Origin of the sequence: Streptomyces cellostaticus, from assembly GCF_023630175.1 — a bacterium.
GTDB lineage: Bacteria > Actinomycetota > Actinomycetes > Streptomycetales > Streptomycetaceae > Streptomyces > Streptomyces cellostaticus_A.
On record NZ_JALLIN010000015.1, the window covers coordinates 107,984 to 130,411 of the forward strand.

The 22,428-nt window shown below is 73.8% G+C and carries 21 protein-coding genes; 9 read left to right on the plus strand and 12 right to left on the minus strand.

Features of this window, described 5'->3' with window-relative positions; all coding sequences use genetic code 11:
- The first annotated feature begins 18 nt into the window (after positions 1 to 18).
- The 4 genes from MXD57_RS12300 (at position 19) to MXD57_RS12315 (ending at position 4,705) form a co-directional block, all read left to right on the plus strand.
- Complete coding sequence (locus MXD57_RS12300; RefSeq protein ID WP_250401399.1) at positions 19 to 1,452, plus strand: B12-binding domain-containing radical SAM protein; 1,434 nt, start codon at positions 19 to 21, stop codon at positions 1,450 to 1,452.
- Between the two features lie 32 nt (positions 1,453 to 1,484).
- Positions 1,485 to 2,105 (plus strand): LysE/ArgO family amino acid transporter, encoded by a 621-nt coding sequence (locus MXD57_RS12305; RefSeq protein ID WP_250401400.1) that lies wholly within the window; start codon positions 1,485 to 1,487, stop codon positions 2,103 to 2,105.
- A 445-nt stretch (positions 2,106 to 2,550) separates the two neighbouring features.
- The gene (locus MXD57_RS12310; RefSeq protein WP_250401401.1) at positions 2,551 to 3,447 is read left to right on the plus strand and encodes a phosphorothioated DNA-binding restriction endonuclease; all 897 of its coding nucleotides are present in this window, start codon (positions 2,551 to 2,553) and stop codon (positions 3,445 to 3,447) included.
- Between the two features lie 205 nt (positions 3,448 to 3,652).
- Complete coding sequence (locus MXD57_RS12315) at positions 3,653 to 4,705, plus strand: zinc-binding dehydrogenase (RefSeq protein ID WP_250401402.1); 1,053 nt, start codon at positions 3,653 to 3,655, stop codon at positions 4,703 to 4,705.
- Positions 4,706 to 4,982: 277 nt separating this feature from the next.
- Here the strand turns inward: MXD57_RS12315 and MXD57_RS12320 are convergent, their stop codons facing one another.
- From MXD57_RS12320 to MXD57_RS12345, 6 genes are all read right to left on the minus strand, one after another.
- Positions 4,983 to 5,282: a hypothetical protein gene (locus MXD57_RS12320; RefSeq protein WP_250401403.1), complete on the minus strand. Its 300-nt coding sequence runs from the start codon at positions 5,280 to 5,282 to the stop codon at positions 4,983 to 4,985.
- A 332-nt stretch (positions 5,283 to 5,614) separates the two neighbouring features.
- Positions 5,615 to 7,513 (minus strand): alkyl/aryl-sulfatase, encoded by a 1,899-nt coding sequence (locus MXD57_RS12325; protein ID WP_250401404.1) that lies wholly within the window; start codon positions 7,511 to 7,513, stop codon positions 5,615 to 5,617.
- An 871-nt stretch (positions 7,514 to 8,384) separates the two neighbouring features.
- Positions 8,385 to 8,897 (minus strand): GNAT family N-acetyltransferase, encoded by a 513-nt coding sequence (locus MXD57_RS12330; RefSeq protein ID WP_250401405.1) that lies wholly within the window; start codon positions 8,895 to 8,897, stop codon positions 8,385 to 8,387.
- Positions 8,897 to 9,313, minus strand: coding sequence for an arsenate reductase ArsC (locus MXD57_RS12335; protein ID WP_250401406.1), 417 nt, complete (start codon positions 9,311 to 9,313; stop codon positions 8,897 to 8,899). The genes MXD57_RS12330 and MXD57_RS12335 overlap by 1 nt, the downstream gene beginning before the upstream one ends.
- Positions 9,306 to 10,376 carry an ACR3 family arsenite efflux transporter gene (gene arsB / locus MXD57_RS12340; protein WP_374114688.1) on the minus strand — a complete coding sequence of 357 codons (1,071 nt, stop codon included), beginning with the start codon at positions 10,374 to 10,376 and terminating at the stop codon, positions 9,306 to 9,308. The genes MXD57_RS12335 and arsB overlap by 8 nt, the downstream gene beginning before the upstream one ends.
- A 23-nt stretch (positions 10,377 to 10,399) precedes the next feature.
- The gene (locus MXD57_RS12345; RefSeq protein ID WP_250401407.1) at positions 10,400 to 10,804 is read right to left on the minus strand and encodes an ArsR/SmtB family transcription factor; all 405 of its coding nucleotides are present in this window, start codon (positions 10,802 to 10,804) and stop codon (positions 10,400 to 10,402) included.
- An 88-nt stretch (positions 10,805 to 10,892) separates the two neighbouring features.
- On the opposite strand from MXD57_RS12345, the gene MXD57_RS12350 reads away from it, so the two are divergent.
- Positions 10,893 to 11,369 carry an ArsI/CadI family heavy metal resistance metalloenzyme gene (locus MXD57_RS12350; RefSeq protein WP_250401408.1) on the plus strand — a complete coding sequence of 159 codons (477 nt, stop codon included), beginning with the start codon at positions 10,893 to 10,895 and terminating at the stop codon, positions 11,367 to 11,369.
- A gap of 259 nt (positions 11,370 to 11,628) precedes the next feature.
- Positions 11,629 to 12,084, plus strand: a complete 456-nt coding sequence (locus MXD57_RS12355; protein ID WP_250401409.1) for a tellurite resistance TerB family protein — start codon at positions 11,629 to 11,631, stop codon at positions 12,082 to 12,084.
- A 33-nt stretch (positions 12,085 to 12,117) separates the two neighbouring features.
- Here MXD57_RS12355 and MXD57_RS12360 read toward each other — a convergent pair whose 3' ends face one another.
- The 3 genes from MXD57_RS12360 to MXD57_RS12370 all read right to left on the minus strand — a co-directional run bounded on the left by MXD57_RS12360 (position 12,118) and on the right by MXD57_RS12370 (position 14,068).
- The gene (locus MXD57_RS12360) at positions 12,118 to 13,059 is read right to left on the minus strand and encodes a M56 family metallopeptidase (RefSeq protein WP_250401410.1); all 942 of its coding nucleotides are present in this window, start codon (positions 13,057 to 13,059) and stop codon (positions 12,118 to 12,120) included.
- Between the two features lie 21 nt (positions 13,060 to 13,080).
- Positions 13,081 to 13,464, minus strand: coding sequence for a BlaI/MecI/CopY family transcriptional regulator (locus MXD57_RS12365; protein ID WP_250401411.1), 384 nt, complete (start codon positions 13,462 to 13,464; stop codon positions 13,081 to 13,083).
- Positions 13,465 to 13,594: 130 nt separating this feature from the next.
- Positions 13,595 to 14,068, minus strand: a complete 474-nt coding sequence (locus MXD57_RS12370) for a carboxymuconolactone decarboxylase family protein (protein WP_250401412.1) — start codon at positions 14,066 to 14,068, stop codon at positions 13,595 to 13,597.
- Positions 14,069 to 14,350: 282 nt separating this feature from the next.
- Between MXD57_RS12370 and MXD57_RS12375 the strand changes: the two genes are divergently transcribed.
- On the plus strand, positions 14,351 to 15,256 hold the full coding sequence (locus MXD57_RS12375; RefSeq protein WP_250401413.1) for an SCO2400 family protein: 906 nt from the start codon (positions 14,351 to 14,353) through the stop codon (positions 15,254 to 15,256).
- Between the two features lie 105 nt (positions 15,257 to 15,361).
- Positions 15,362 to 17,212: an NAD-binding protein gene (locus MXD57_RS12380; protein ID WP_250401427.1), complete on the plus strand. Its 1,851-nt coding sequence runs from the start codon at positions 15,362 to 15,364 to the stop codon at positions 17,210 to 17,212.
- 164 nt (positions 17,213 to 17,376) lie between these two features.
- On the opposite strand, the gene MXD57_RS12385 is transcribed toward MXD57_RS12380, so the two are convergent.
- The gene (locus MXD57_RS12385) at positions 17,377 to 19,197 is read right to left on the minus strand and encodes a S9 family peptidase (RefSeq protein ID WP_374114686.1); all 1,821 of its coding nucleotides are present in this window, start codon (positions 19,195 to 19,197) and stop codon (positions 17,377 to 17,379) included.
- Positions 19,198 to 19,377: 180 nt separating this feature from the next.
- Between MXD57_RS12385 and MXD57_RS12390 the strand changes: the two genes are divergently transcribed.
- On the plus strand, positions 19,378 to 20,202 hold the full coding sequence (locus MXD57_RS12390; RefSeq protein ID WP_250401414.1) for an SURF1 family protein: 825 nt from the start codon (positions 19,378 to 19,380) through the stop codon (positions 20,200 to 20,202).
- A gap of 99 nt (positions 20,203 to 20,301) precedes the next feature.
- On the opposite strand, the gene MXD57_RS12395 is transcribed toward MXD57_RS12390, so the two are convergent.
- Entirely contained in the window at positions 20,302 to 21,591 is a 1,290-nt protein-coding gene (locus tag MXD57_RS12395; protein ID WP_250401415.1) for a hypothetical protein, read from the minus strand.
- Entirely contained in the window at positions 21,588 to 22,280 is a 693-nt protein-coding gene (locus MXD57_RS12400; protein WP_374114687.1) for a SigE family RNA polymerase sigma factor, read from the minus strand. Before MXD57_RS12400 ends, MXD57_RS12395 begins: the two co-directional genes overlap by 4 nt.
- Positions 22,281 to 22,428: the final 148 nt, after the last annotated feature.

The window sequence follows — 22,428 nt, forward strand, 5'->3', positions numbered from 1 at the left end:
AAGAAGGACTCACGTGCCATGGCGCGCCACAAACTACTGTTCGTCGTCCCGCCCCAGCAGTACGGATACGGCTACATCAACGACTTCTTCTGGCAAGAGGGGCTGCTCTACCTGGCCTCGTTCCTCCTCAAGAGGTTCGGGGCGCAGATCGAGGTCACCATCTGCGACGGGAACCACCGCTCGATGACGGAGTGCCGTGACGTCATCGCGGCCCAGCCGTGGGACCTGGTGGGCTTCCACTGCATCGACCACACGCGCGACGCGACCTTCGAGTTGCTGGACCTCGCCGCGCAGACGGGAGCGCGGCGCATCGTCTTCGGCGGAGCCGGTGCCATCTTCGGGGCCGAGCAGTATCTGCGCCGCGGCCAGTCCCTCGGCCCGGACGTGCTCGTCGGGGCATGTACGGACGCGGGCGAGCGGACCCTGGAAGCCCTTCTCACCGACGTGCCCCTCGACGAGGTCCCCAACTTCGTCTACCTCGGCACGCAGGACGGCCGGACGCGGGTCCGCCGGACCCGCAAGGCCGCCGGCCGCCCGGGTCCGGACGAGTACCTCGACGAGTTGCCGTTCGAGGTCTACACCGAGATCTTCGACTACCTCCGGCTCCAACTCGCCCGCGCCGACTACCCCTACCAGTCCCTCACCTACAGCGGCCTGAGCCACGAAGGCTGCCCCCACCGGGTCTGGCGCGACGGCGATCTGGTCAAGAGCTGTTCCTTCTGCGCCATCCCCGCCCGCAAGCTCGCCTACCGGCCGCCGGGCGAGATGTGGGAGCGCATCAGCCGACTCGACACACTGTGCCAGGACCGCCTCGGCACCGGCTTCCGCTCCATCAAGGACTGGGGCGACAGCCTCACTCCTCGCCTGCTGCGGGATCTCGTCGCGACTCGACCCCCGAGGTACGCCGAGATGCGCTACTCCGGCTATCTCAGCGTCGCGGACATGACCCCGAAAATGCTGGAGGCACTCCAGGGCATGAACTGCTGGAGCGTCTACATGGGCGTGGACGGCACAAGCGACTCCGGCCTGGAGTTCCTGGAGAAGGGCTACAGCGTCCCGACGCTGTGGGACCGCCTGCGCTATCTGCGCGACCACCACGATTTCCGCATCGAGGTGGGCGTGATCCTCGGCGTGGAGGGCGAGACACGGTCGAGCCTCGAACGCAGCGTGGCCGCGGTCCAGCGGGTCGCCGACCTGTTCCAGGACCGGGTCATCGTCGTCCAGGGCAACATGCTCGTCCCCATGCCCGGCAGCCTCGTCTTCGGCAGCCTCGCGCGACGGGCCCGAAGCGACGGCCTCGCCGACCCCTTGACCCTCGACGTCCAGGGTCGCATCGGCCAGTGGCTCGATCAGTTCACCCAGGTCACGTTCCAGGATTGCGCCGAGGCCCAGGCGGCCATCGAGCGGATATCACCGCGACGCCACAGCTACTCGATGCCGCGTCCCGCCTGACCCCGGCCAAGCACTCGGGGAGCCAGCCCTACATGACCGACGCCCTCGTCTCGGGTCTCCTCGCCGGCTACGGCATCGCCATGCCCGTCGGCGCCATGTCCGTCCTGATCGTGACCCTTGCCTCCCGAGTCTCCTTCCGGCACGCAATGGCCGCCGCCATGGGCGTGGCCACGGCCGACGGCCTCTACGCCCTCGCCGCCGTCCTCGGCGGCGCCGGACTCGCCCGGCTGATCCAGCCCGCCTCCCGGCCGCTTCAGGTCCTGGCGGCGGGGGTGCTGGCCTGCATAGCGCTGAAGGGGCTGGTCTCCGCGGTACGGACGCACCACCGCGAAGTCACCCGCCCCAGCCTGGAGGCGACTCCCCAGTCCCTGCGGCGCACCTACTCCGGGCTGGTCGGTCTGACTCTCCTCAACCCGGTGACCATCGTCTACTTCGGTGCCCTCGTCGTCGGCCACCGGGGCGGGTCTCCCTCGCCGGCGAGCGGGCTGCTGTTCGTCGTGGCGGCGTTCGTGGCCTCAGCCAGCTGGCAGGCGATGCTCGCCACCAGCGGCGCGCTCCTGCGCCGGACCCTGACCGGCCCTCGGAGCAGGCTCGTCACAGCGCTTGCGGGAAACTCGGTCATCCTGGGTTTGGCCGCGCATCTGGTCTGGTGAGCGGATTAGACGCGCGGTGCGCCGCGCCCGGGTCGGCCGGGCCCTGTACGCGCGTACGCGTCACCGGCGGCGGGCCGTTCACCGTGCGCACCTTGCCCGACGCCGCTCCCGGCTGCCATGACGGGGAGGCGTCGGCGTCGCGGATGGTGCGGGGACCGTGGCGACGACGATGGCGTCGACTCCACGGCTCGCGCCGGCTGCGCTCCGCTCCGCCGGGCGCGCTGCCGACCCCGCCCGCGCTGCGCCGCCGCGCGGCCTGCGCGTCGGGCCGGTGGCCGTGGGCCGACCACCGCCTGGTGCGGGCCCGTGGGCCGACCACCGCCTGGTGCGGGCCCGTGGACCGAGCATGCCGCCGGCCTAGCCGGGGTCTGCCAGCCACGGCTCCCCGGGCTCTCCACACACGCGCGGAGTGCCGGTCGACGGGGCACGACTACGATCGCCGGGCATGGACTGGCTGGAGCGCATGGCGAGACTGAGGCAGTGGACCAGAAGCGGGACGCGCGCTCCGCACAAGCCGTTGCTCCTGCTGTACGCCCTCGGCCGGTTCCAGCGGGACGCCGCCGGTGAACTGCGCTACAGCGCGGTGGAGGACGATCTGCAGCGGCTGCTGACCGAGTACGGGCCGCCGAACAGGACGACCCCGGCCTACCCGTTCCATCACCTGGTGAGCGACGGCGTGTGGGAGGTGCGCACCGATCGCGGACCGGGCAGCCCCGGCAGCGGGGTGCGGGAGTTGCGGGCCGCGGGGGCCGCGGGGCGGCTGGCGCCGGAGCTGCGCGCGGCGCTTCGGCGTGAGCCGGAGCTGCTCGGCCGGCTGGCACGGGTCCTGCTCGACCTGCACTTCCCTCCTTCGCTCCACGGCGACCTGTGCGAATCCGTCGGCCTGGAGCTGGAGCCGGCGGAACCCGGACGGCTCTCGGCCGCCGTGCGGAGGCGGCGGGATCCGCGGATGCGGGAGCGGGTCCTGACGGCCTACGAGTACCGGTGCGCCTTCTGCGGCTACGACGGCAGGATCGGCGCGGTGCCGGTCGGGCTGGAGGCCGCGCACGTGCGCTGGTGGGCGTTCGACGGACCGGACGACGTCGACAACGGACTGTGCCTGTGCTCGCTGCACCACAAGCTCTTCGACAAGGGCGTCCTCGGTGTCGGCGAGGGCCACCGCGTCCTGGTCTCCCAGCGCTTCGTCGGCCACAGTCCCGCCGCCCGCGAACACGTCGTCGCACTCGCCGGCCGCCCCCTGTTCGGACCGCAACCGGGCTCCCACCCCGTCGCCGCGATCCATCGCTCCTGGCACACCAGCCAGGTCTTCCACGGCAGCCCACGCCCCGCCCCGGCCGCCTGACCGCCGCGTCGTCGACCACTCCCACCCCTTCGCGAGCCGGAGGAACCCGGCGCGGCGCACACGGAGCGGCGCCGCGTGTCCGGGCGAGCCGGGCCGGAGCCGGGGGCGGGTCGAGGGGGTCGCCGCTCGGTGGCCGGTGGCCCGGGAGTGGAATGCGGGTGCGGGCAAACGGGACCATTGGGGCGTCCGGCATAGGATTCCCCGCATGAGCGATCCGATGACGGCTGCTGTGCTCACCGGCCACGGTGGCCCCGACAAGCTGGAGATCCGCCGCGACTGGCCGGTACCCGTTCCAGCGCCGCATCAGGTGCAGGTCCGGGTCACAGCCGCGGCGGTGAACAACACGGACATCTGGACGCGGGAGGGTGCCTACGGCAGCCCCGACGATCCGAACGCCGTGTCCGGGTGGCTGGGGCCGATCGACTGCCCTCGGATCCAGGGCGGCGACGTCGCGGGCGTGGTCAGCGCCCTCGGCCCGGGGGTCCCGCAGGACGTGCTGGGCCGGCGCGTCCTGGTCGATCCCGGGCTCTACCGCGACAGCAGCGCCGACAAGCCGCCGGTGGGATTCCTGGGCAGCGAGGCCGACGGCGGATTCGCCGAGTTCGTCGTCGTCGACGCTGATCATGTGCACGATATGACCGCCAGCCCCCTGACGGACGAGCAGTTGGCGTGCCTGCCCGTCGCCTACGGCACCGCCACCGGGATGCTCGACCGCGCCGGAGTGCGCTCCGGGGAGCGGCTGCTGGTCACCGGCGCCTCCGGAGGCGTGGGACTGGCCCTGGTCCAGTTGGCATCCGCACGGGGCGCCGAGGTGGTGGCCGTGACGAGCGCGGCCAACGCCGAGGCGGTGCGGGAATCCGGAGCCGCGCACGTCCTCCTGCGGGACACGGAGGATCTGGCCGGGCAGGTCAGAGACCTCGTCCCGGACGGCCTGGACGCGGTGGCCGACGTCGTCGGCGGGCCCCTGATCGGCGCGCTGCTGCCCGAGCTACGGGACGACGGCCGCTGGGTGATCGCCGGGGCCGTGGCCGGGAGGGTCGTGGAGTTCGACCTCCGCCGGCTCTACCTGCACAACATCACGCTCATCGGGTCCTCCATGCACACACGGGCGCACTTCGCCGCTCTGGCCGACGCGGCACGGGCAGGTGTGCTGGCACCGCGCATCGCCGCGCGCTTCCCGCTGACCCGGCTGCACGACGCACAGCGAGCGTTCGCCGAGACCCGCGGCGCCGGGAAGATCGTCATCGGCATGAACTGACCGGGTGGCGCCATCCGGGGAACGGGCGTGCCGACCGGGGCGCCGGCCGAAGTGAGGTCCGGCGGCTTCCCCCGGTCCGCGCGGGGCCACGGAGCCGGGGCGGCTCGGGGGCTCGCCGGGTCCGGATCGGGCCGGATGCCCCGCGGAACGCTCCCCGGGGCATCCGGCCCGGGCCATGGCGGCGGGGCCGAGGGGCACCGCCCCGCACAGCGCGGCGCGCTCGTGGTCGGCGCGCCGCGAAGGAGGCGGTGTCCCCGCGTCTCGGCGGGAGCGCGTGTCAGACGGTCGCGGCCAGCCAGCCGATGGTCTCCGTGGTGTGCTTGCCGTCGCTCTTGGTGGCGCCGGCGTACACCTCGTTCAGGCGGATCAGGAAGCCCGTGTTGGTGACGTCATGGACGCGGATCCCCGGTGTCTCCGGACCGTTGAAGGTCTGGGTCAGCGGGAGCACGACCACGTTGGAACCCGCCGGGAACGGGGTCGGGAACGTGACCCGCGTGAAGGTCGAGGTGTTGCCGCCGCTCGTCTCGATCGGGTTGTCGGAACTCAGGTCGATCTTCCCGGTCTGGATGAAGCTCATGGTCGACTTCCTTCGTGTAGGGGGTGGTTCGCTCGGCTGTCTCCGGCAACCGATGGGAGACTCGTCACCGGATCGCCCCGGTATGCCGAAGTCCCGCGGACGAGTGATCATCTTTCGGACAGCGGTGTTCCCTGCGCTTCCCGCCCGGTTCCACGGGCCGGCGGCCGTTGCGGGAGCCGCTGGGCCTGTGGCCGTGCCGTCGTCATTGTCCGGATCCGTGCCGTCTGCCCTCGGCGCGTTCCCGCGGCTCGCTCCGGCCCGGACGCACGGGCTCGCGCGGCCACGCCGGAGGGACCGCGCGGGCGCCGCCGGCCCTTCCCGGGCCGGCCGTGTCACGGGGTGACGATGGCGAAGTCGTCGTCCGGTTCGCTCAGACGGCTCAGGAGGGTGGTCAGCGCGCCGATGTCGCCGGTGACCCGCACACCTTCCCGCCGCACGAGTTCGGCGGGGCCGACGAGGCCGAGCAGGACGTCGCGCAGGTCGGTTTCGGCGAGAGCGACGGTGACGTCGGGCTCGGTGTCCGCCGTTCTCGCCCTGGTGCACGTCAGGACACCGTTGCGGAGCCGCTGGGTCACCGGCTCCGCGTCGGTGAGGTCCCACCGCACCGTGACGGCGGTGTCCCAGGCGCGGGGGCCGTCGACGCGGATGGCGAGGGCGTCGAAGAGCTGGTCCAGGGTGAGTGCCGCCAGCAGGTCGGGCCCGGCACTCCCGGTGGGAGTGCCGACCGTGCCGTGGCGCAGTTCGTGGGCGCCGGTCAGGAAGAAGTTGCGCCAGGTGCCGTTCTCGCTGCCGTAGCCGAGCTGTTCGAGGGCGTCGGCCTGCAGCGCGCGGGCCTCGGCATGGTCCGGGTCGGCGAAGACGACGTGGTCGACGACCTGGACGACCCAGCGGAAGTCGCCGTCGGCGAAGGACTGACGGGCCTGGCGCAGAACGGCGTCGGCACCGCCCATGAACCGTACGTACCGCTGGGCCGCCGCCACGGGCTCGTGCTCCCACAGATGCGCCGGGTTGCCGTCGAACCAGCCCAGGTAGCGCTGGTAGACCGCCTTGGCGTTGTGGCTGACCGAGCCGTAGTAGCCGTGGGTGTGCCAGGCCCGCTCCAGCGCCGGGGGCATCTCCATCCGTTCGGCGATCTCCAGTGCCGTCAGGCCCTGGTTGAGCATCCGGAGTGTCTGGTCGTGGAGGTAGGCGTACAGGTCGCGCTGTTCGGAGAGGAACCGGACGACCTGCTCGCCGCCCCACACCGGCCAGTGGTGCGAGGCGAAGGCCACGTCCACGGAGGCGGCGAAGAGGTCCAGGGCCTCCCCCAGGTAGCGGGCCCAGACACGGGGGTCGCGGACCACGGCGCCGCGCAGCGTCAGCAGGTTGTGCAGGTTGTGGGTGGCGTTCTCGGCCATGCACAGTGCGCGGTGGTCGGGGAAGTGGATGTTCAGCTCGGCGGGCGCCTCGGTGCCGGGGGTGAGTTGGAAGACCATCCGGACGCCGTCGACGGTCTCCGTCTGACCGGTGCGGGTGATCTCCAGGTTCGGCGGGAGCAGTCCGACCGTGCCGGTGGAGGTGGTCTGTCCCAGGCCCGCGCCGATCTGCCCGCGCTCGCCCCGGGGCAGCGCCGCCCCGTACATGTAGGCGGCGCGGCGGCTCATGGCCGTGCCCGCGTAGACGTTCTCGCTGACGGCGTGCTCGAGGAAGCCCTGCGGCGCGAGCACCGGCACCCCCGCCGCGACGTCCTCATCGGTGAGAACGCCCCGTACGCCGCCGAAGTGGTCGAGGTGGCTGTGGGTGTAGAGCACGCCCGTCACCGGCCGGTCACCGCGGTGGGAGCGGTAGAGCGCCAGCCCCGCCGCGGCGGTCTCGGCGCAGATCAGGGGGTCGATGACGAAGACCCCGCGGTCGCCCTCGACGAGCGTCATGTTCGACAGGTCGAACCCGCGTACCTGGTACACGCCGTCGGTCACCTGGAACAGCCCGTGGTCGGCGCAGAGCCTGCTCTGCCGCCACAGGCTCGGGTTGGCCGTGTCGGGGCAGTCCTGGTCCAGGAATCCGTAGGCGCCGAGGTCCCAGACCGTACGCCCCGTGGCGTCGCGGATCAGGGGGTCCTCGGCGGTTCCCATGAAGCCGCGCCGGGCGTCCTCCAGATCCCGGGTGTCGTCGAAGGGCAGGTCGCGCAGTGCGGCCCGGTGGGCGTCGACGATGGCCGGGTGTGCGGGTCGGGTGTCGGTGGACCGGGCCATCTCGCTCTCCCTGTCGGACGCGTCGCGGTTCGCAGTGGTGGCAGAGGTCCACTCTGGCCGGGAGCGGGCGTGCCGCACGAGCGGGCGTACGCCGTACGGGTACGCGTTGCGCCGGGTGTGTCCACCACGTCGGCCGCGGACTCGGGTGCGGTCGGCCGGTGTCTGAGCGTGATCCCCGCCCGGCGCGCTCCCTGTCCGACGCCATGTCACGTCCGACGGGGCTCCGTCGTGGTCGGCCCTTCTGCGTCCCGGCCCGGCCGGCGGCCCGGCCGGTTCCCGTCGGTGCCCGGTTCGGCGGTGGGGACGCTCGGGAAACCTGCCCCGGTCGCGGGGAGGCTGGACCTGCGGCAGGTCCCGGGGATCGGGGATCCGCGGGCGGAAACGCGGCGGGGCGGTAGCGGCACGGACACGCGGACAGGGCCGATCACCTGATCGCGATCGGCCCGGCCGGCTGCCGCGGACCTCCGCGCCGCGGTGCCTACTGCAGGCAGCGGCGGCTGTGGCAGTGGTCGTACTTGGCGCAGCGGGCGCATCCGCACTGGCAGAAGAGGCCGGGGGCCATGCGCAGCAGCCTCAGGAGCAACTCCATGGGCGACATCCACTTTCTGGGAGGTGTCCGGCACTCGTCGAGCAGGAGAGCAGGAGAGCGGGTCGCGGGCTCACCCAGGACCATGAGGCACGTTAGGGCACGTACCGAGCAGAGCATGCAGGAAATGCAAAAATCGTATTTTCAGGGGCCCTTGGCGCCATCGGATGACGGGGATCCGGGCGACAGGGTCCACGCGCGACCTCGGGGCCCGGCCGGGTTCCGGTTCGGTGGTCCACCGCCCACCGAACCGGCGGACGGCCGGCTCCGGCCCGGTCCGGCGTCTCATCTCCCGACCCGCGGGCTGCGCCGTTCGACGAGCAGGACGTCACGCCAGACGCCGCGGTGCAGCCCGATGCGTTCACGGGTGCCGACGGTACGGAAGCCGGCCCTGTGGTGGAGGGCGAGGCTGGCGGTGTTCTCCGGGAAGATGCCCGCCTGGATCGTCCAGACGCCGTCGGCCTCGGTCGAGTCGATCAGCGCGCCGAGCAGGGCCAGGCCGATGCCCCGGCCCCGCGCCCCGGGGTGGACGTAGACCGAGTGCTCGACCACGCCCGCGTCGACGCAGCGGTCCGACACCGGCGCCGCCGCCACCCAGCCCAGTACATGGCCCGAGGTGTCGACGGCGACGTGCCGGTGACGCGGCGATCCGGTGGCGTCGAACCGCTCCCACGTGGGCGCCGCGGTCTCGAAGGCGGCGTTCCCCTCGTCGATGCCGAGTTGGAGGACGCGCAGGACGCCGTCCGCGTGCCCGGGGCCCATCGGGGCGACACGGACGCCTGCCGGAGCGGTGGTCATCAGGGTGTCCGCGGCGCGATCTCGTCGATGAGGCCTCGTACGCGCCTCTCGATGTCGTCGCGGATGGGGCGCACGGCGTCGACGCCCTGGCCGGCCGGATCGGGCAGCCGCCAGTCGAGGTAGCGCTTGCCGGGGAAGACGGGGCAGGTGTCGCCGCAGCCCATGGTGATGACGACGTCCGAGGCCTGGACGGCTTCGACGGTGAGCACCTTGGGCACCTCGGCCGAGACGTCGATGCCCGACTCCGCCATCGCTGCCACGACGGCCGGGTTCACGGTGGCCGCCGGGGCGGAGCCCGCGGAGCGGACCTGGACGCGGTCGCCCGCGAGGTGGGTGAGGAAGGCGGCGGCCATCTGGGAGCGGCCGGCGTTGTGGACGCAGACGAACAGCACGGACGGGACGGCGGTGTCAGGCACGGGTGGGCTCTTCCTGGGGTGCGGGGACGGCCGGGGCGGTGAAGTAACGGCGCGCGTGGAGGGCGCAGTACACGAGGCCGATCAGGACGGGTACCTCGATGAGCGGTCCGACGACCCCGGCGAGGGCCTGGCCGGAGGAGGCGCCGAAGGTGGCGATGGCGACCGCGATGGCGAGTTCGAAGTTGTTGCCCGCCGCGGTGAAGGCCAGTGTCGTGGCGCGCGGGTGGTCCAGGCCGACGGCGCGGCCCAGGGCCATGGAGCCGGCCCACATCACGGCGAAGTAGACCAGCAACGGCAGCGCGATCCGGGCGACGTCGAGGGGCCGCGAGGTGATGGCCTCGCCCTGCAGGGCGAAGAGGACGACGATCGTGAACAGCAGCCCGTACAGGGCGAACGGGCCGATACGCGGGATGAGCCGGGTCTCGTACCAGGTGCGGCCCTTGGTCCGCTCGCCGACACGGCGGGTGAGGTAGCCGGCCGCGAGCGGGATGCCGAGGAAGACGAGCACGCTGCGGGCGATCTCCCACACCGACACGTCGAGGCCCGCCCGCGCCAGGCCCAGCGCGCCGGGCAGGAAGGAGAGGTAGAACCAGCCCAGCGCGGAGAACGCGAGCACCTGGAAGACGGAGTTCAGGGCGACCAGCACGGCGGCGGCCTCGCGATCGCCGCGGGCGAGGTCGTTCCAGATGATGACCATGGCGATGCAGCGGGCCAGGCCGACGATGATCAGCCCGGTCCGGTAGGCGGGCAGGTCCGGCAGGAACAGCCAGGCCAGGGCGAACATGAGCGCCGGTCCGACGACCCAGTTGAGCAGCAGGGACGGCAGCAGCAGCCGGCGGTCGCGGGTGACGGTGTCGAGCCGGTCGTAGCGGACCTTGGCCAGTACCGGGTACATCATCACCAGCAGGCCGAGGGCGATCGGCAGGGACACCCCGCCCACGGTCACCTCGGCCAGCGCGTCCCCGAGGCCCGGGACCAGTCGGCCGAGGCCGAGTCCGGCAGCCATGGCGGCGAGGATCCAGACGGCGAGGTAGCGGTCGACGAAGGACAGGCGGCCCGCCACGTCGCCCCCGGGTGCGGCGGCGCTCACGAGGCGGCTCCGGCGGTCGCGGCGCGGTCGGGGAGCGGCTCGCCCGCGGGACGGCTCAGGACGCTCGCGAGGCGGTCCGTCATCTCCGGGACCAGCCAGTAGTAGACCCAGGTACCGCGCCGCTCGCAGTCGATCAGGCCGGCCTGCCGCAGCAGTTTCAGATGGTGGGAGATCGTCGGCTGGGACAGGTCGAAGGCCGGCGTCAGGTCGCAGACGCACACCTCGCCGCCCGCCCGGGAGGCGATCATCGACAGCAGGCGCAGCCGTACCGGATCCCCCAGGGCCTTGAACACCTTCGCCAGTTCCGTGGCCTGGCCCTCGTCCAGGGGTGCGGTCAGCAGCCCGGGGCAGCACGCGGCGGCGTCGCCCTGGCCGAGCACCACCAGCTCTTGATTCGACATGCCTCTATGTTGACAGCCTTCTATTCAGGGCGCAATCTTGCCTTGAAAGACATCGATGAACATCAATGCAAGCCGATGGGAGCCCACCATGTCCCGCGCTCAGCTCGCCCTGCGTGTCAGCGACCTGGAAGCGTCGATCACCTTCTACTCGAAGCTGTTCGGCACCGAACCGGCCAAGCGGCGCGAGGGCTACGCCAACTTCGCCATCACCGAGCCGCCGCTCAAGCTCGTCCTGATCGAGGGCGAGCCCGGCGAGGAGACCCGCCTGGACCACCTCGGCGTCGAGGTCGGCTCCACCGACCAGGTCGCCGCCACCTCCCGCCTGAAGGACGCCGGCCTGGCCACCTTCGAGGAGAACGACACCTCCTGCTGCTACGCCCTCCAGGACAAGGTGTGGGTGCACGGCCCCGGCCGGGAACCGTGGGAGGTGTACGTCGTGAAGGCCGACGCCGACACCCTCGGCGGGAGCGCCGGCACCGGCGACGGCTGCTGCGCCACTCCGGCCGCCGGACCGCGGTCCGCGGCCGCGTCCGTCTCCGCGGGGTGCGGCTGCGGCGGCGACTGAACCGGCGACCGCCGGGCGGGACGGACCCCGAACGCACCTGTGCGGCGCGGACTTCGGCCCCGCCTTCCACGGCCGCCCTCCGGATCCCGGTGGGCGGCCGGCACCCCGTGGGGCACCCGCCCGCTCAACTCCCGCTCCCCGACCGGATGAATACCGCTCGCACCGGGAACCCCGCCAGTGGTTTCTACGTTGCTGTAGAAGACGCGGCCGCGCCCTCTGCCGGCCGCAACGTCGTCTATCGCATGTGGAGTTGGTTGGCATGGCTCTGTGGGACCGCATCAAGGAGTCCGCGTCTCAGATGCAGACCCAGTTGGTGGCGAAGAAGAACGACCTCAAGAGCGGGGCGTTCCGCGACGCGAGCATGGCCATGTGCGCGCTGGTCGCGGCTGCCGACGGGACCGTCGACCCCTCCGAGCGGCAGCGTGTGGCCCAGCTCATCGGGACCAACGAGGTGCTGCAGAACTTCCCCGCCGACGACCTGCGCCGGCGCTTCGAGGAGAACCTGGACAAGCTCACCGCCGACTTCGCCTTCGGCAAGGTCAGCGTCATGCAGGAGATCGCCAAGGCCAAGAAGAAGGCCGCGGAGGCCCGTGCGGTGATCCAGATCGGCATCGTCATCGGCGGTGCCGACGGCGACTTCGACAAGGACGAGCAGGCCGTCGTCCGCGAGGCCTGCTACGCGCTGGATCTGCCGCCGCACGAGTTCGACCTCTGACATCGGGTCCGGGGCGGAGGGCGGCCGGCGCCCTCACCAGGGCGTCGCCGCCTCCAGGACGAGGTACATCGTCACGGCCGAGTTCGCCGACGACATCGCGGACACGGCCGTGCCCACCGCCGCGCCCCAGGCCGCCAGACCCACCGAGGTGAACACCGGCGGCCAGTGGCGCGCCGCCGGGGCCGGCGCGAGCAGCGCGGCCACCCGGCGCGGCACCGGCCCGGGCGCGGCCAGGCACGGCAGCGTCGCCGCCGGGGCGTGGTGCGAGGGCAGGGCCGCCCGGCCGATGGCGCGGGCCACCGTCCGGCGACTGCCGACCACGCGGGCCGCCTCCTCGTCCGCCCACCGCTCCGCGGTGTACGACACGGCCGTGCGCAGCGGGAGCAGGAACGGGTTGGCGCAGGCCGCCAGGTGGACGGCGAGGAGGAGCCGGTGGTGCCGGCCGGCGAGATGGGCGCGCTCGTGGGCGAACAGGGCCCTGCGCTCACCGGGGCCGCCGAGACGGTTCAGCAGGGCCGTGGTCACGACCACGCGGTCCCCGCGCCCGCGTACGCCGGGCAGCGCGTAGGCGTACGCCGCCTCGTCCCGCAGTACGGCCACCCCGGTGCCCCGGAGGCCGGCCAGGGCCAGGTGCGCGCGGCGCCGGGTGCGGGCCTGGCGCCACAGGTTCCGGCCGCAGCCCACGAGCACCGCGCACAGGGCCGGGATCGCCGCCTTCCCGGCGATCCCGTCGCACGGCACCGCGGCGCGCACCTCGGGGTCGGACCAGGCGTCCGGCAGCGGGTTGCCGGGGAGCTGGGCGGTGCCGACCACCATCACCAGGCCCAGGCACACGCTGCTGCACACCGCCATCACCGCCGCCACACCGGTCAGCAGCCGTGTGGCCGTGCGGGGATGCAGGCGCTGTTCCGCCAGGCGCGCGACCGGCCACGCCGTCAACGGCAGCACGAGCGGCAGGAAGACGGAGACGCCCATCAGAAGACCCCCATCGAAAGCTCAGTCGTCCCCCGGCAGGTCTTCCCCCAGCAGTTCGCGCAGCAGCCGCTCGTCCTCCGGTCCGAGGCCGGTGACGAAGCTGGCCAGCACGGCCTGCCGGTCGCCGCCGGCGTCCAGCACCTTGCGCATCTTCCGCGCGGCCAGGTCCGCCTGGTCCGACACCGGCGTCCAGGCGAAGGACCGGCCCGCCCGCTCCCGGGTGACCGCGCCCTTGGCCAGCAACCGGGTGAGGATCGTGACCACCGTCGTGTAGGCGAGGTCCCCGCCCAGGCGCTCCTGCACCCAGCCGGCCGGCGCGGGCCCGCACGACTCCCGCAGCGCCGACAGGACCTGCGCCTCCAGCTCGCCCTGCCCGCGCCGGGAACGCCGCCGGTCAGCCGTCACACCCTGTCTCCCTTCCGGTGCCCCGCACGTCGTGGGCGGTACATCGTAGGGACATATGCATGTACGACGTTCCGGGCGGCGGTCCGGGCCCCCGCCCCGGCCGCCGCCGCGAGCGCCGCCGGAGTCCTCGTCAGCCGAACATGCCCGGCTCGTAGTCACCGGCCGGCTGCTGGACGATGACGTTCATCCGGTTGTAGGCGTTGATCAGGGCGATCAGGCAGACCAGGGCGCCGAGCTGGTCCTCGTCGTAGTGCTTGGCGGCGTCGGCCCAGGCCTCGTCGCTGACGCCGCCGGCCGCGTCGGCCATGCGGGTGCCCTGCTCGACCAGCTCCAGGGCGGCGCGCTCGGCGTCGGTGAAGACCTTCGCCTCCCTCCAGGCGGCGACCAGGTTGAGGCGGATCGCGGTCTCCCCCGCGTGCGCGGCGTCCTTGCTGTGCATGTCGGTGCAGAAGCCGCAGCCGTTGATCTGGCTGGCGCGCAGCTTCACCAGTTCCTGCGTCGCGAGCGGCAGCGTCGAGTCCGACAGGACCTTCCCGGCCGAGTTGATGTAACGGAGGAACTTGCCGGCGACGGGGTTGGCGAAGAGGTTCAAGCGAGCGTCCATGACGTCCTCCTGTGCGGTTGCTGTTGGCTGCACCTTCTTGACGGACCGGACCCGGGAGATGTGACGGCACCAAGGGTGACCTGCGTCACCCCATGCGGGCGGGACGCGGAAGCCGGCGGTGCCGCGCCGGGCACGGATCCTCGGGAAATGTGCGCAGGAGCGCCACACAGGCCGCACACGGTCTGCGGAACGCCTCGTTACCGTTGCCGCTCGATCCCCCCCCACGAACGTGAACAGGCCCCGGCCGTGGCCGCAGGCGCCGTCGACCCAGGAAGACCGTGAATGGACTACTGCTCCTCGTGCCGCCGGCATCTGAACGGCGCCCTGGCGTGTCCCGGGTGCGGGGCCTACGCACCCGACATCGCCCCGCCGGTGGCGGTGAGCACGCCGGGTACCGCGCCGGGCGTCCCGGTGGCGCGGACGCGTCCGTTCGACGCGTTCGGCACCGGTGACCGGTACGACGACCCCGCCGGCACCGGCGCGGAGCCCGCGGCGGCCGGCGCGGGCGCGGCACCCCGGTTCCAGCCGTACGGCGAGGTGGCGGACCGCCCGGCGGCGTCGCGGGGACGGGCGGCCCGGCGCCGGCAGCTCGCGCGGTGGAAGAAGAACAAGCGCCGGGCGGCGGTCGCGACCGCCTTCGCGATCGTCGGCGGCGGGCTCACGCTGGCCTCCCTGGACCGGCAGTCCGGCGACCGGGCCCGGGCCGCCTCGGCCTCCGACCACCACAGCATGGGCGTCGCGGAGCGGCAGGCGTCCGCCGGGGCCCGGCCCGACACGACACCGCCCACCGGCCGCCATCGTGCCTCGCGCCCGGCGCACACCCCGGCGGCGCCCGCGCACGCCGGAACCCGCGGCGCCCCGGCCGAGGGGCAGGACCGGCACACCATGGCCGCCGATGCGCGGACCGCCACGCCGGACGGCGCGCCGGACGCCGCCGCCTCGCCGCTTCCGGAAGTGCCCCGGGCGGTACGGCAGAGCACCGGCTCGGGGTCCGGGTCCCCGTCCGGGACCGATGCCGGGTCCGGGTCCGGGTCCGATGCCGGGAGCGCCGGGTCGGCGACGCGGGCACCGGCCACCTCGGCGCCCGCGAACGGCGGGGGCGCCGGCTCGGGGACGGCGCAGACGAGCCCCGAACCGGCGGCCACGTCGCCCTCCGGGCTCTGCCTCCTCGTGATCTGCCTCGGCTGACCCCGAGTTCGTCCGGTTCCCGGAACCACCCGTCGGTGTGCGGCAGTCCTCCCCCTCGTGACGAGCGTTCCGAACCAGGGTGGGCCCGGCGCCGGGACGGCGCCGATGGTGGTGTGCGGTGACGACGCTCTCGCACACCGGCTGACCGCCGAACTGCGCACCTTCCACGGCGAGCGGGTCACCCTCGTCGTGCCGCCGAACGAGCGCGTGGCCCGGCCCCCGGTGGTCGGGCGGGCGCGTGCCGCCTCGGCCGCCCTGCTCGACCGGATGGTCAGCGCCGCCGTCGGACGAACCGGCGCCGGAGCGCCGGGCGGGGCCGGCGCGGGTACGCAGAGCGTCGACGGCGTACGGGTGCTGGAGGCCGCCGACGTCACCGAGGCCGTGCTCGCCGAGGCCGGGGTGGAGCGGGCCTCGGCGCTGGCGCTCGTGTACGACGACGACGAGACCAACATCCGGGCCGCGCTGAGCGCCCGCCGGCTCAACCCCCGCCTCCGGCTGGTCCTGCGGCTGTACAACCGCAGGCTGGGCCAGTACATCGAGGAACTCCTCGACCAGGCGGCGACGCTGGCCTCCGGCGGGGGACCCGACGGCCGGCCGGACGCCTCCACGACCGTGCTGTCCGACGCCGACACCGCCGCGCCCGCGCTGGCCGCGGCCGCCGTCGCCGGCACCACCAGGGTGGTGCAGGCCGGTGGACTGCTGCTGCGGTCCGTGGAACGGCCGCCGCCCCGGGCCGGTCAGCTCCCGGACCGGGGGCTGTGCACGCTGGCGCTGCTCTCCGCGAACGGTGCCGCGCCCGGCGGGCCGGGCCTGGCCGGCGCGAGCGGGCACGGTGGGGAGCAGGAGCCCCGGCTGCTGCCCGACGACGACGAGGTGCGGCGCTCCCGCGGGCGGTCCGTCCTGGTGCTGGAGCGGGTGTCGGCGCTCGGCGGGGCCGTGCCGGACCCGGCGGGACGCGGTGTCGGGGTGGGGGCCGGGGTCGTGCCGCCGCTCGCCTCCCTCTTCTCGCGCCGGCTGCGGTGGTCGCTGGCCGGTCTGGTGGCGTGTGTGGCCGCCCTCGCCGTCGCGCTGTGGGTGGTCACCGACATCGGTGCCCTGCCGGCCTTCTATCTGACGCTGCTGGATCTGTTCGCCATCGACGATCCCGCGATCGGGCAGTCGATCGGACGGCAGGTACTGCAACTGCTCTCGGGACTCGTCGGGTTGCTGCTGCTGCCGGTGCTGCTGGCGGCCGTGCTGGAGGCACTGGGCACCTTCCGGAGCGCCTCCTCGCTGCGCAAGCCGCCGCGCGGGCTCGGGGGACACGTGGTGCTGCTGGGGCTGGGGAAGATCGGTACGCGCGTGCTGACCCGGCTGCGGGAGCTGAACGTCCCGGTGGTGTGCGTCGAGTCCGACCCGGAGGCGCGGGGGCTGGCGACGGCCCGGCGGCTGCGGGTGCCGGTGGTACTGGGGGACGTGACGCAGGAAGGGGTGCTGGAGGCCGCCAGGATCCACCGCGCGTACGCGCTGCTCGCGGTGACCAGCGCGGACACGACCAATCTGGAGGCCGCGCTGTACGCCCGGTCGGTGCGGCCGGATCTGCGGGCGGTGCTGCGGCTGTACGACGACGACTTCGCGACGGCGGTGTACCGGACGCTGCGGGCCGCGCATCCCGGTGCGCCGACGCGGAGCCGGAGCGTCTCGCATCTGTCGGCGCCGGCGTTCGCGGGGGCGATGCTGGGGCGGCAGGTGCTGGGAGCGCTGCCGGTCGAGCGGAGGGTGCTGCTGTTCGCGTCGGTGCCGGTGGGCGGGCACGCGGAACTGGAGGGGCGGACCGTGGGGACGGCGTTCCGGGGCGGGGCCTGGCGGGTGCTGGCGGTGGAGGGGCGGAGTGATGTGGGCCCGGAACACGTGTTGCGGGCCGGGGACCGGGTCGTCGTGGCCGCCACTCGCCGGGGGCTGGCGGAGCTGGGGTGAGCGGCCGGAGGGCTCCGCTCCCCGCCCCCGGCCGGCCACACCCGCCCGCCCCGCCCGGTCGGAAGGGGCGGGCCGGCCCCGGCGCCGGCCCGCGGGGACCGGGAGCGCCGGGACCGGTCGAGGCGGGGGCGGGTGGGGGTGCGGCGGGGGTGCCGGGGGACGCGTCAGGCGCCGTTCAGGTGGCGGTCGGCGTAGGCCAGTTCCAGGGACACCTGCTTGATGCGTTCGTCGACGACCAGGGAGCCGTGGCCCGCGTCGTAGCGGTACACCTCGTGCGGGGCGTCGCGGGCCTGGAGGCGCCGGACGTAGTTGTCGATCTGGCGGATGGGGCAGCGCGGGTCGTTGACGCCCGCCGAGATGTACACCGGGGCGTTGACCCGGTCGACGTAGGTCAGCGGGGAGGACGCCTCGAAGCGCTCCGGGACCTCCTCCGGGGTGCCGCCCAGCAGGGTGCGGTCCAAGGCCTTCAGGGCTTCCATCTCGTCGTGGTACGCCGTGACGTAGTCCGCGACCGGCACCACCGCGATGCCCACCGCCCACGCCTCCGGCTGGGTGCCGAGGCCGAGGAGGGTGAGGTAGCCGCCCCAGGAACCGCCGGTGAGGACCAGGCGGGCCGGGTCGGCGAGGCCGGAGGAGACCGCCCAGTCGCGCACGGCGGCCACGTCCTCCAGCTCGATCAGACCGACGCGGTGCTTCAGGGCGTCCGTCCAGGCGCGTCCGTAGCCGGTGGAGCCCCGGTAGTTGACGCGGACCACCGCGTACCCCTGGTCCACCCAGGCGGCCGGGCCGGCGGCGAAGGCGTCGCTGTCGTGCCAGGTCGGGCCGCCGTGCAGGTCGAAGACCGTGGGGAACGGGCCCTTCGCGCCCGCCGGCTTCTGGACCAGGGCGTGGATGCGGCCGCCGGGGCCCTCCACCCAGACGTCCTCCACCGGCACCGACGGCGGGCACTTCATGCCCGGCGGGTCCAGGACGACGCGGCCGGAGGTGGAGCGCACCGCGGGCGGTTCGGCGGCCGACGACCACAGGAACTCCACGCTGCCGTCGGGCCGGGCCGTGGCCCCGGAGACCGTGCCGCGCGGGGTGGGGATGCGGGTCAGCTCGCCGGTGGACAGGTCGTGGCGGAACAGTTCGCTGCGGGCCTCGTAGCCGTGGACGACCAGCAGGGCGGTGCCGTCCGGGTACCACTCGGCGCTCACGTCGCCGGGCAGGTCGAGGGCGAGGTCGGTCTCCGTTCCCGCCGCCACGTCCCACACCAGGGGCTCCCAGCGGCCCCGGCGCTGGTGGCCGATGAGCAGCCGGGTGTCGCCGTCCACGGGGGCGAAGCCCAGGACTTCGAGGCCGAGCTCCTCGGTGCCGCCCTTGGTGTCGTCCAGCTCGGCGACCGTCGTGCCGTCCGGGCGCAGCACGCGCAGGGCCGCGTGCATCGCGTCGCCGTGCTCGGTGTGCTCGATGGCGATCAGGGTGCCGTCGTGGGAGAGGTCGCCGACGCCGGCCGACTCGCGGTGGCGGTAGATCTCCAGCGTGGCCTCACCCTCGCGGGCGAGGTGGATGGTCGTGCCCTCGTCGTCCGTGGAGCGGCCGACCACCGCCGTCCGGCCGTCCCGGGCCAGGGCCAGACCGGCCGGGTAGGAGGGGTCGAGGCCGGGGACCGCCGTCTCGTCCATGCCGCCCGTGAACGGCTGGCGGCGCCAGATACCGAACTCGTCGCCGTCCTTGTCGTCGAACCACCAGATCCACGCGCCGTCCGGGGTCAGCACACCGTCCGTCGTACCGTTCGGCCGGTTCGTGGCCTGCCGCTGCCCGCCGGTCGCCCGGTCCCAGGCGTACAGCTCGTACGTACCCGTCGCGTTCGACACGAACAGGGAGCGGTCCGGCGCGTCCTCCGCCCAGTCGGGCAGCGAGACCCGCGGCGCCCGAAAGCGCCTCTCCCAGTCCGGCATGTCCGGTGTGTCCGGCGTCCTGCTCTCACTCATCGCCCCAGTCATGCGCCCATAGTGCCTGGCCGGACCGACAGTCCGCTGACGGTGCCCCCAGCCTGTGGACAACTTCCCGATCACGACCACGGGGCCCGCGCCCACGGACGGGCCCGAGTGCGTGCGCAGGTGCCCGCGCGGGCGGCCGACCCCGGGACGGGGCGGTCGCGGCGGCGCCGTACCGTTGTGGGCGTGTACCGGTTTCTGCTGACTCCCCGCTGGTGGGGCATCAACGTCTTCGTGCTGCTCGCCGTCCCGTTCTGCGTCTTCATGGGGTCCTGGCAGCTCAGCCGGTTCGAGGGGCGGGTGCAGGACCATCGCGCCGCGACCGGACAGGCCGCGTCGGACCGGCGGGAGGCGGCCCGGCCCCTGGACTCGATGCTGCCCGTCGACAAGAGCACCTCGGGGCGGCGGGTCACCGCGAGCGGCCGCTACGGCAGGCAGCTCCTGGTGCCCGGACGGGAACTGGACGGCAGGAGCGGCTTCTACGTGCTGACGCTGCTGCGCACCGACTCCGGCCGTTCCCTGCCCGTGGTGCGGGGCTGGCTGCCGGGCACGGCCGGCGCGTCCCGGGCGCCCGCCGCGCCGGGCGGCGAGGTCACGGTGACCGGTGCGCTGCAGGCGTCCGAGACGCCGGGGGGCGCCGGCGCCCGGGGCGGTCTGCCCGCCGGGCAGACCGCGGCGATCAGCTCGGCCACGCTGGTGAACCTGGTCCCGGACCGGCTCTACGACGCGTGGGTCACCCTCGACCGGGCCGACGCGGGGATGAAGGCCGTGCCCGTCACCGCGCCCGAGGGCACCGGTCTCGACCTGAAGGCCTTCCAGAACCTCGGCTACACCGGGGAGTGGTTCGTCTTCGCGGGCTTCGTGGTCTTCATGTGGTTCCGGCTGCTGCGCCGCGAGGTGGAGTTCCAGCGGGACGCGGCGCTCGGTCTGGTGCCCGGGCCGGAGCGGGAGCAGGAAGGGCAGGGCGGGAGCGAGGAGCAGGGCAGGTCCTCCGCCCCCACGGCCGTCTGAGGCCGCCGCGACCGCGGGCGGGCCTGCCGGCGGCCGCCACCGGCGGTCCCGGCGGCACCCGCCGTCCCGGACCCGTGGGCCGACCCCGGACCCGCGGGGCTACGAAGCCGTCAGCACCCCGGTGTAGTACACGGTGCCCGCGCACGCGTTGGACACCGTCGCGGATGCCGAAGGGGAGCCCGTCTCGCCGGTGTAGCCGACCAGGACGCTGCCGTCGGCCGCGCCCTCCTCGGCGGCGAGCTGGGTGGTGGTGCCCGCGGTGCCACCGGCGTCCGTGCCGCCGCCGCCCGCGCCCGCGCCCGCGTCCTGCGAGGGCGACGGGTCCGGCGAGGGTTCGGCGCCGCCGTCGGAGCCGCCGGTGGGGGTGGCGCCGCCACCCGCCGGACAGGTCTCGGAGGGCACGAAGGCGAACCGCTCCTCGTAGGCCCCGCCGGGCTGCAGGACCAGCTTGGCGACCTCCAGCGAGGGGTCGGGCAGGGCGGCCGCCGCGTCCCCGGCCACGTGCCGGACCACGGCGATCTTGGTCTGGTCCGCCGCGCCCTGCGCCGTCGCGCTGACCACGACCCCGCCGGTCACGGTGCAGGCGCTGCCCGAGGTGTTGGTGACGCGGAAGGTGCCGTAGACGACGCCCGTCGAGTCCGGGGCGTCGGCGCCGCCGGTGACGGAGCTCAGCTGGGCCGCCGTGCAGAGTCCGGCGCCCGGAGCCGTGGGTGCGGACGGGTCGGCGGCGCCGGCGGGGCCGTTGCCGCCGCCGCTCGTCCCCCGCTCACCGGTCCTGCCGCTGCTCCTGTCCTGCCCGGGGGTGCTGCCGCGGGAGCCGCCGGTGCCGCCGGCGCCGGCCTGCTGGTCCTTTCCCTGGGTGGCGCCGCCCTGGGCCTCGGAGGACTGGCCCGCCATGGCGGTGTTGGGGTCGGTACCGCCGGAGTTCGACACGTGCACGAGGGCGGGGACGGCGGTGCCGAGGAACAGGGCCGCGGCGGCCATGCCCACGGCGGCCTGACGCTTGCGGGCCCGGCGGGCCGGTACCGCACGGCGCAGGTGGTCGAGGGTTCCGGTGCGCGGTTCGATGTCGCCGACCGCCGAGTGCAGCAGACTGCGCAGGGCCTGCTCGTCCGAGCCGGACCCGTCGAGCGCGTCCAGGCCCGTGGCGGGCTCCGGAGAGCCCTCTTCGTCGGGACCGTGGTTCACAGTGTGGTTCCCAGCTTGCGATTGCGGGTGCTCTTGCTCGTGACCCTTCGTCGGCTCGTGCCAGGCGTAGGGTTCGTGGCGCTCGTGCGAGAGGTTCTCGGGCGACAGGTCCTTGGCCGTGAGGTCCTGGGCCGCGACGTCCTCGGCCGGGACGTCCTCGGGGCGGACGCCGTCGTCGCCGCGCTCCGTGTGCTCGCTCATGCCGACGCCTCCATGGACACCCGCAGCGCGGCGATGCCCCGGGAGCCGTACGCCTTCACCGAGCCCAGCGATATCCCGAGCGTCTCGGCGACCTGGGCCTCGGTCATGTCCGCGAAGTAGCGCAGCACCAGGACCTCGCGCTGGCGGCGCTGCAGGCCCTTCATCGCCTTGATGAGGTCGCGGCGCTCGAGCCGGTCGTAGGCGCCCTCCTCCGCGCTCGCCATGTCCGGCATCGGCTTGGAGAGCAGCTTCAGGCCGAGGATGCGGCGGCGCAGGGCGGAGCGGGACAGGTTCACGACCGTCTGCCGCAGGTAGGCGAGGGTCTTCTCGGGGTCGCGGACGCGTTTGCGGGCCGAGTGGACGCGGATGAAGGCCTCCTGGACGACGTCCTCGCAGGAGGCGGTGTCGTCGAGGAGCAGTGCGGCGAGACCGAGCAGCGAGCGGTAGTGCGCCCGGTAGGTCTCCGTGAGGTGGTCGACGGTGGTACCGGCGGCCGCGGTGTCCGCGGCCGACGCGGCGGCGGCGGCCTCGTCGGAGCCGTCACGCTGACTGGGGATGCGGGTGGGCCGCGCTGCGGGCATGGGCGCAATCACCGGCATGCCGCCGGCCATGCGCGGCCGGAGCGCCGCACGGGGCGACCGGAGGGCCGCGCCGCCGCGGGCCGCACTGAGTTCGAGTACCTCTGCCACGCCAGTTGGACACGCTTCCCCCCAAGAGGGTTGTACGTGCCGGACGTCACATGTGCGACAACCGACGGTTCCTCAACAGCCGTCATGCGCCCCGCTCTTCCTTTATGTCCCATTCGAACGGGCGCCCCCCGCCCGGATCACGACGTCC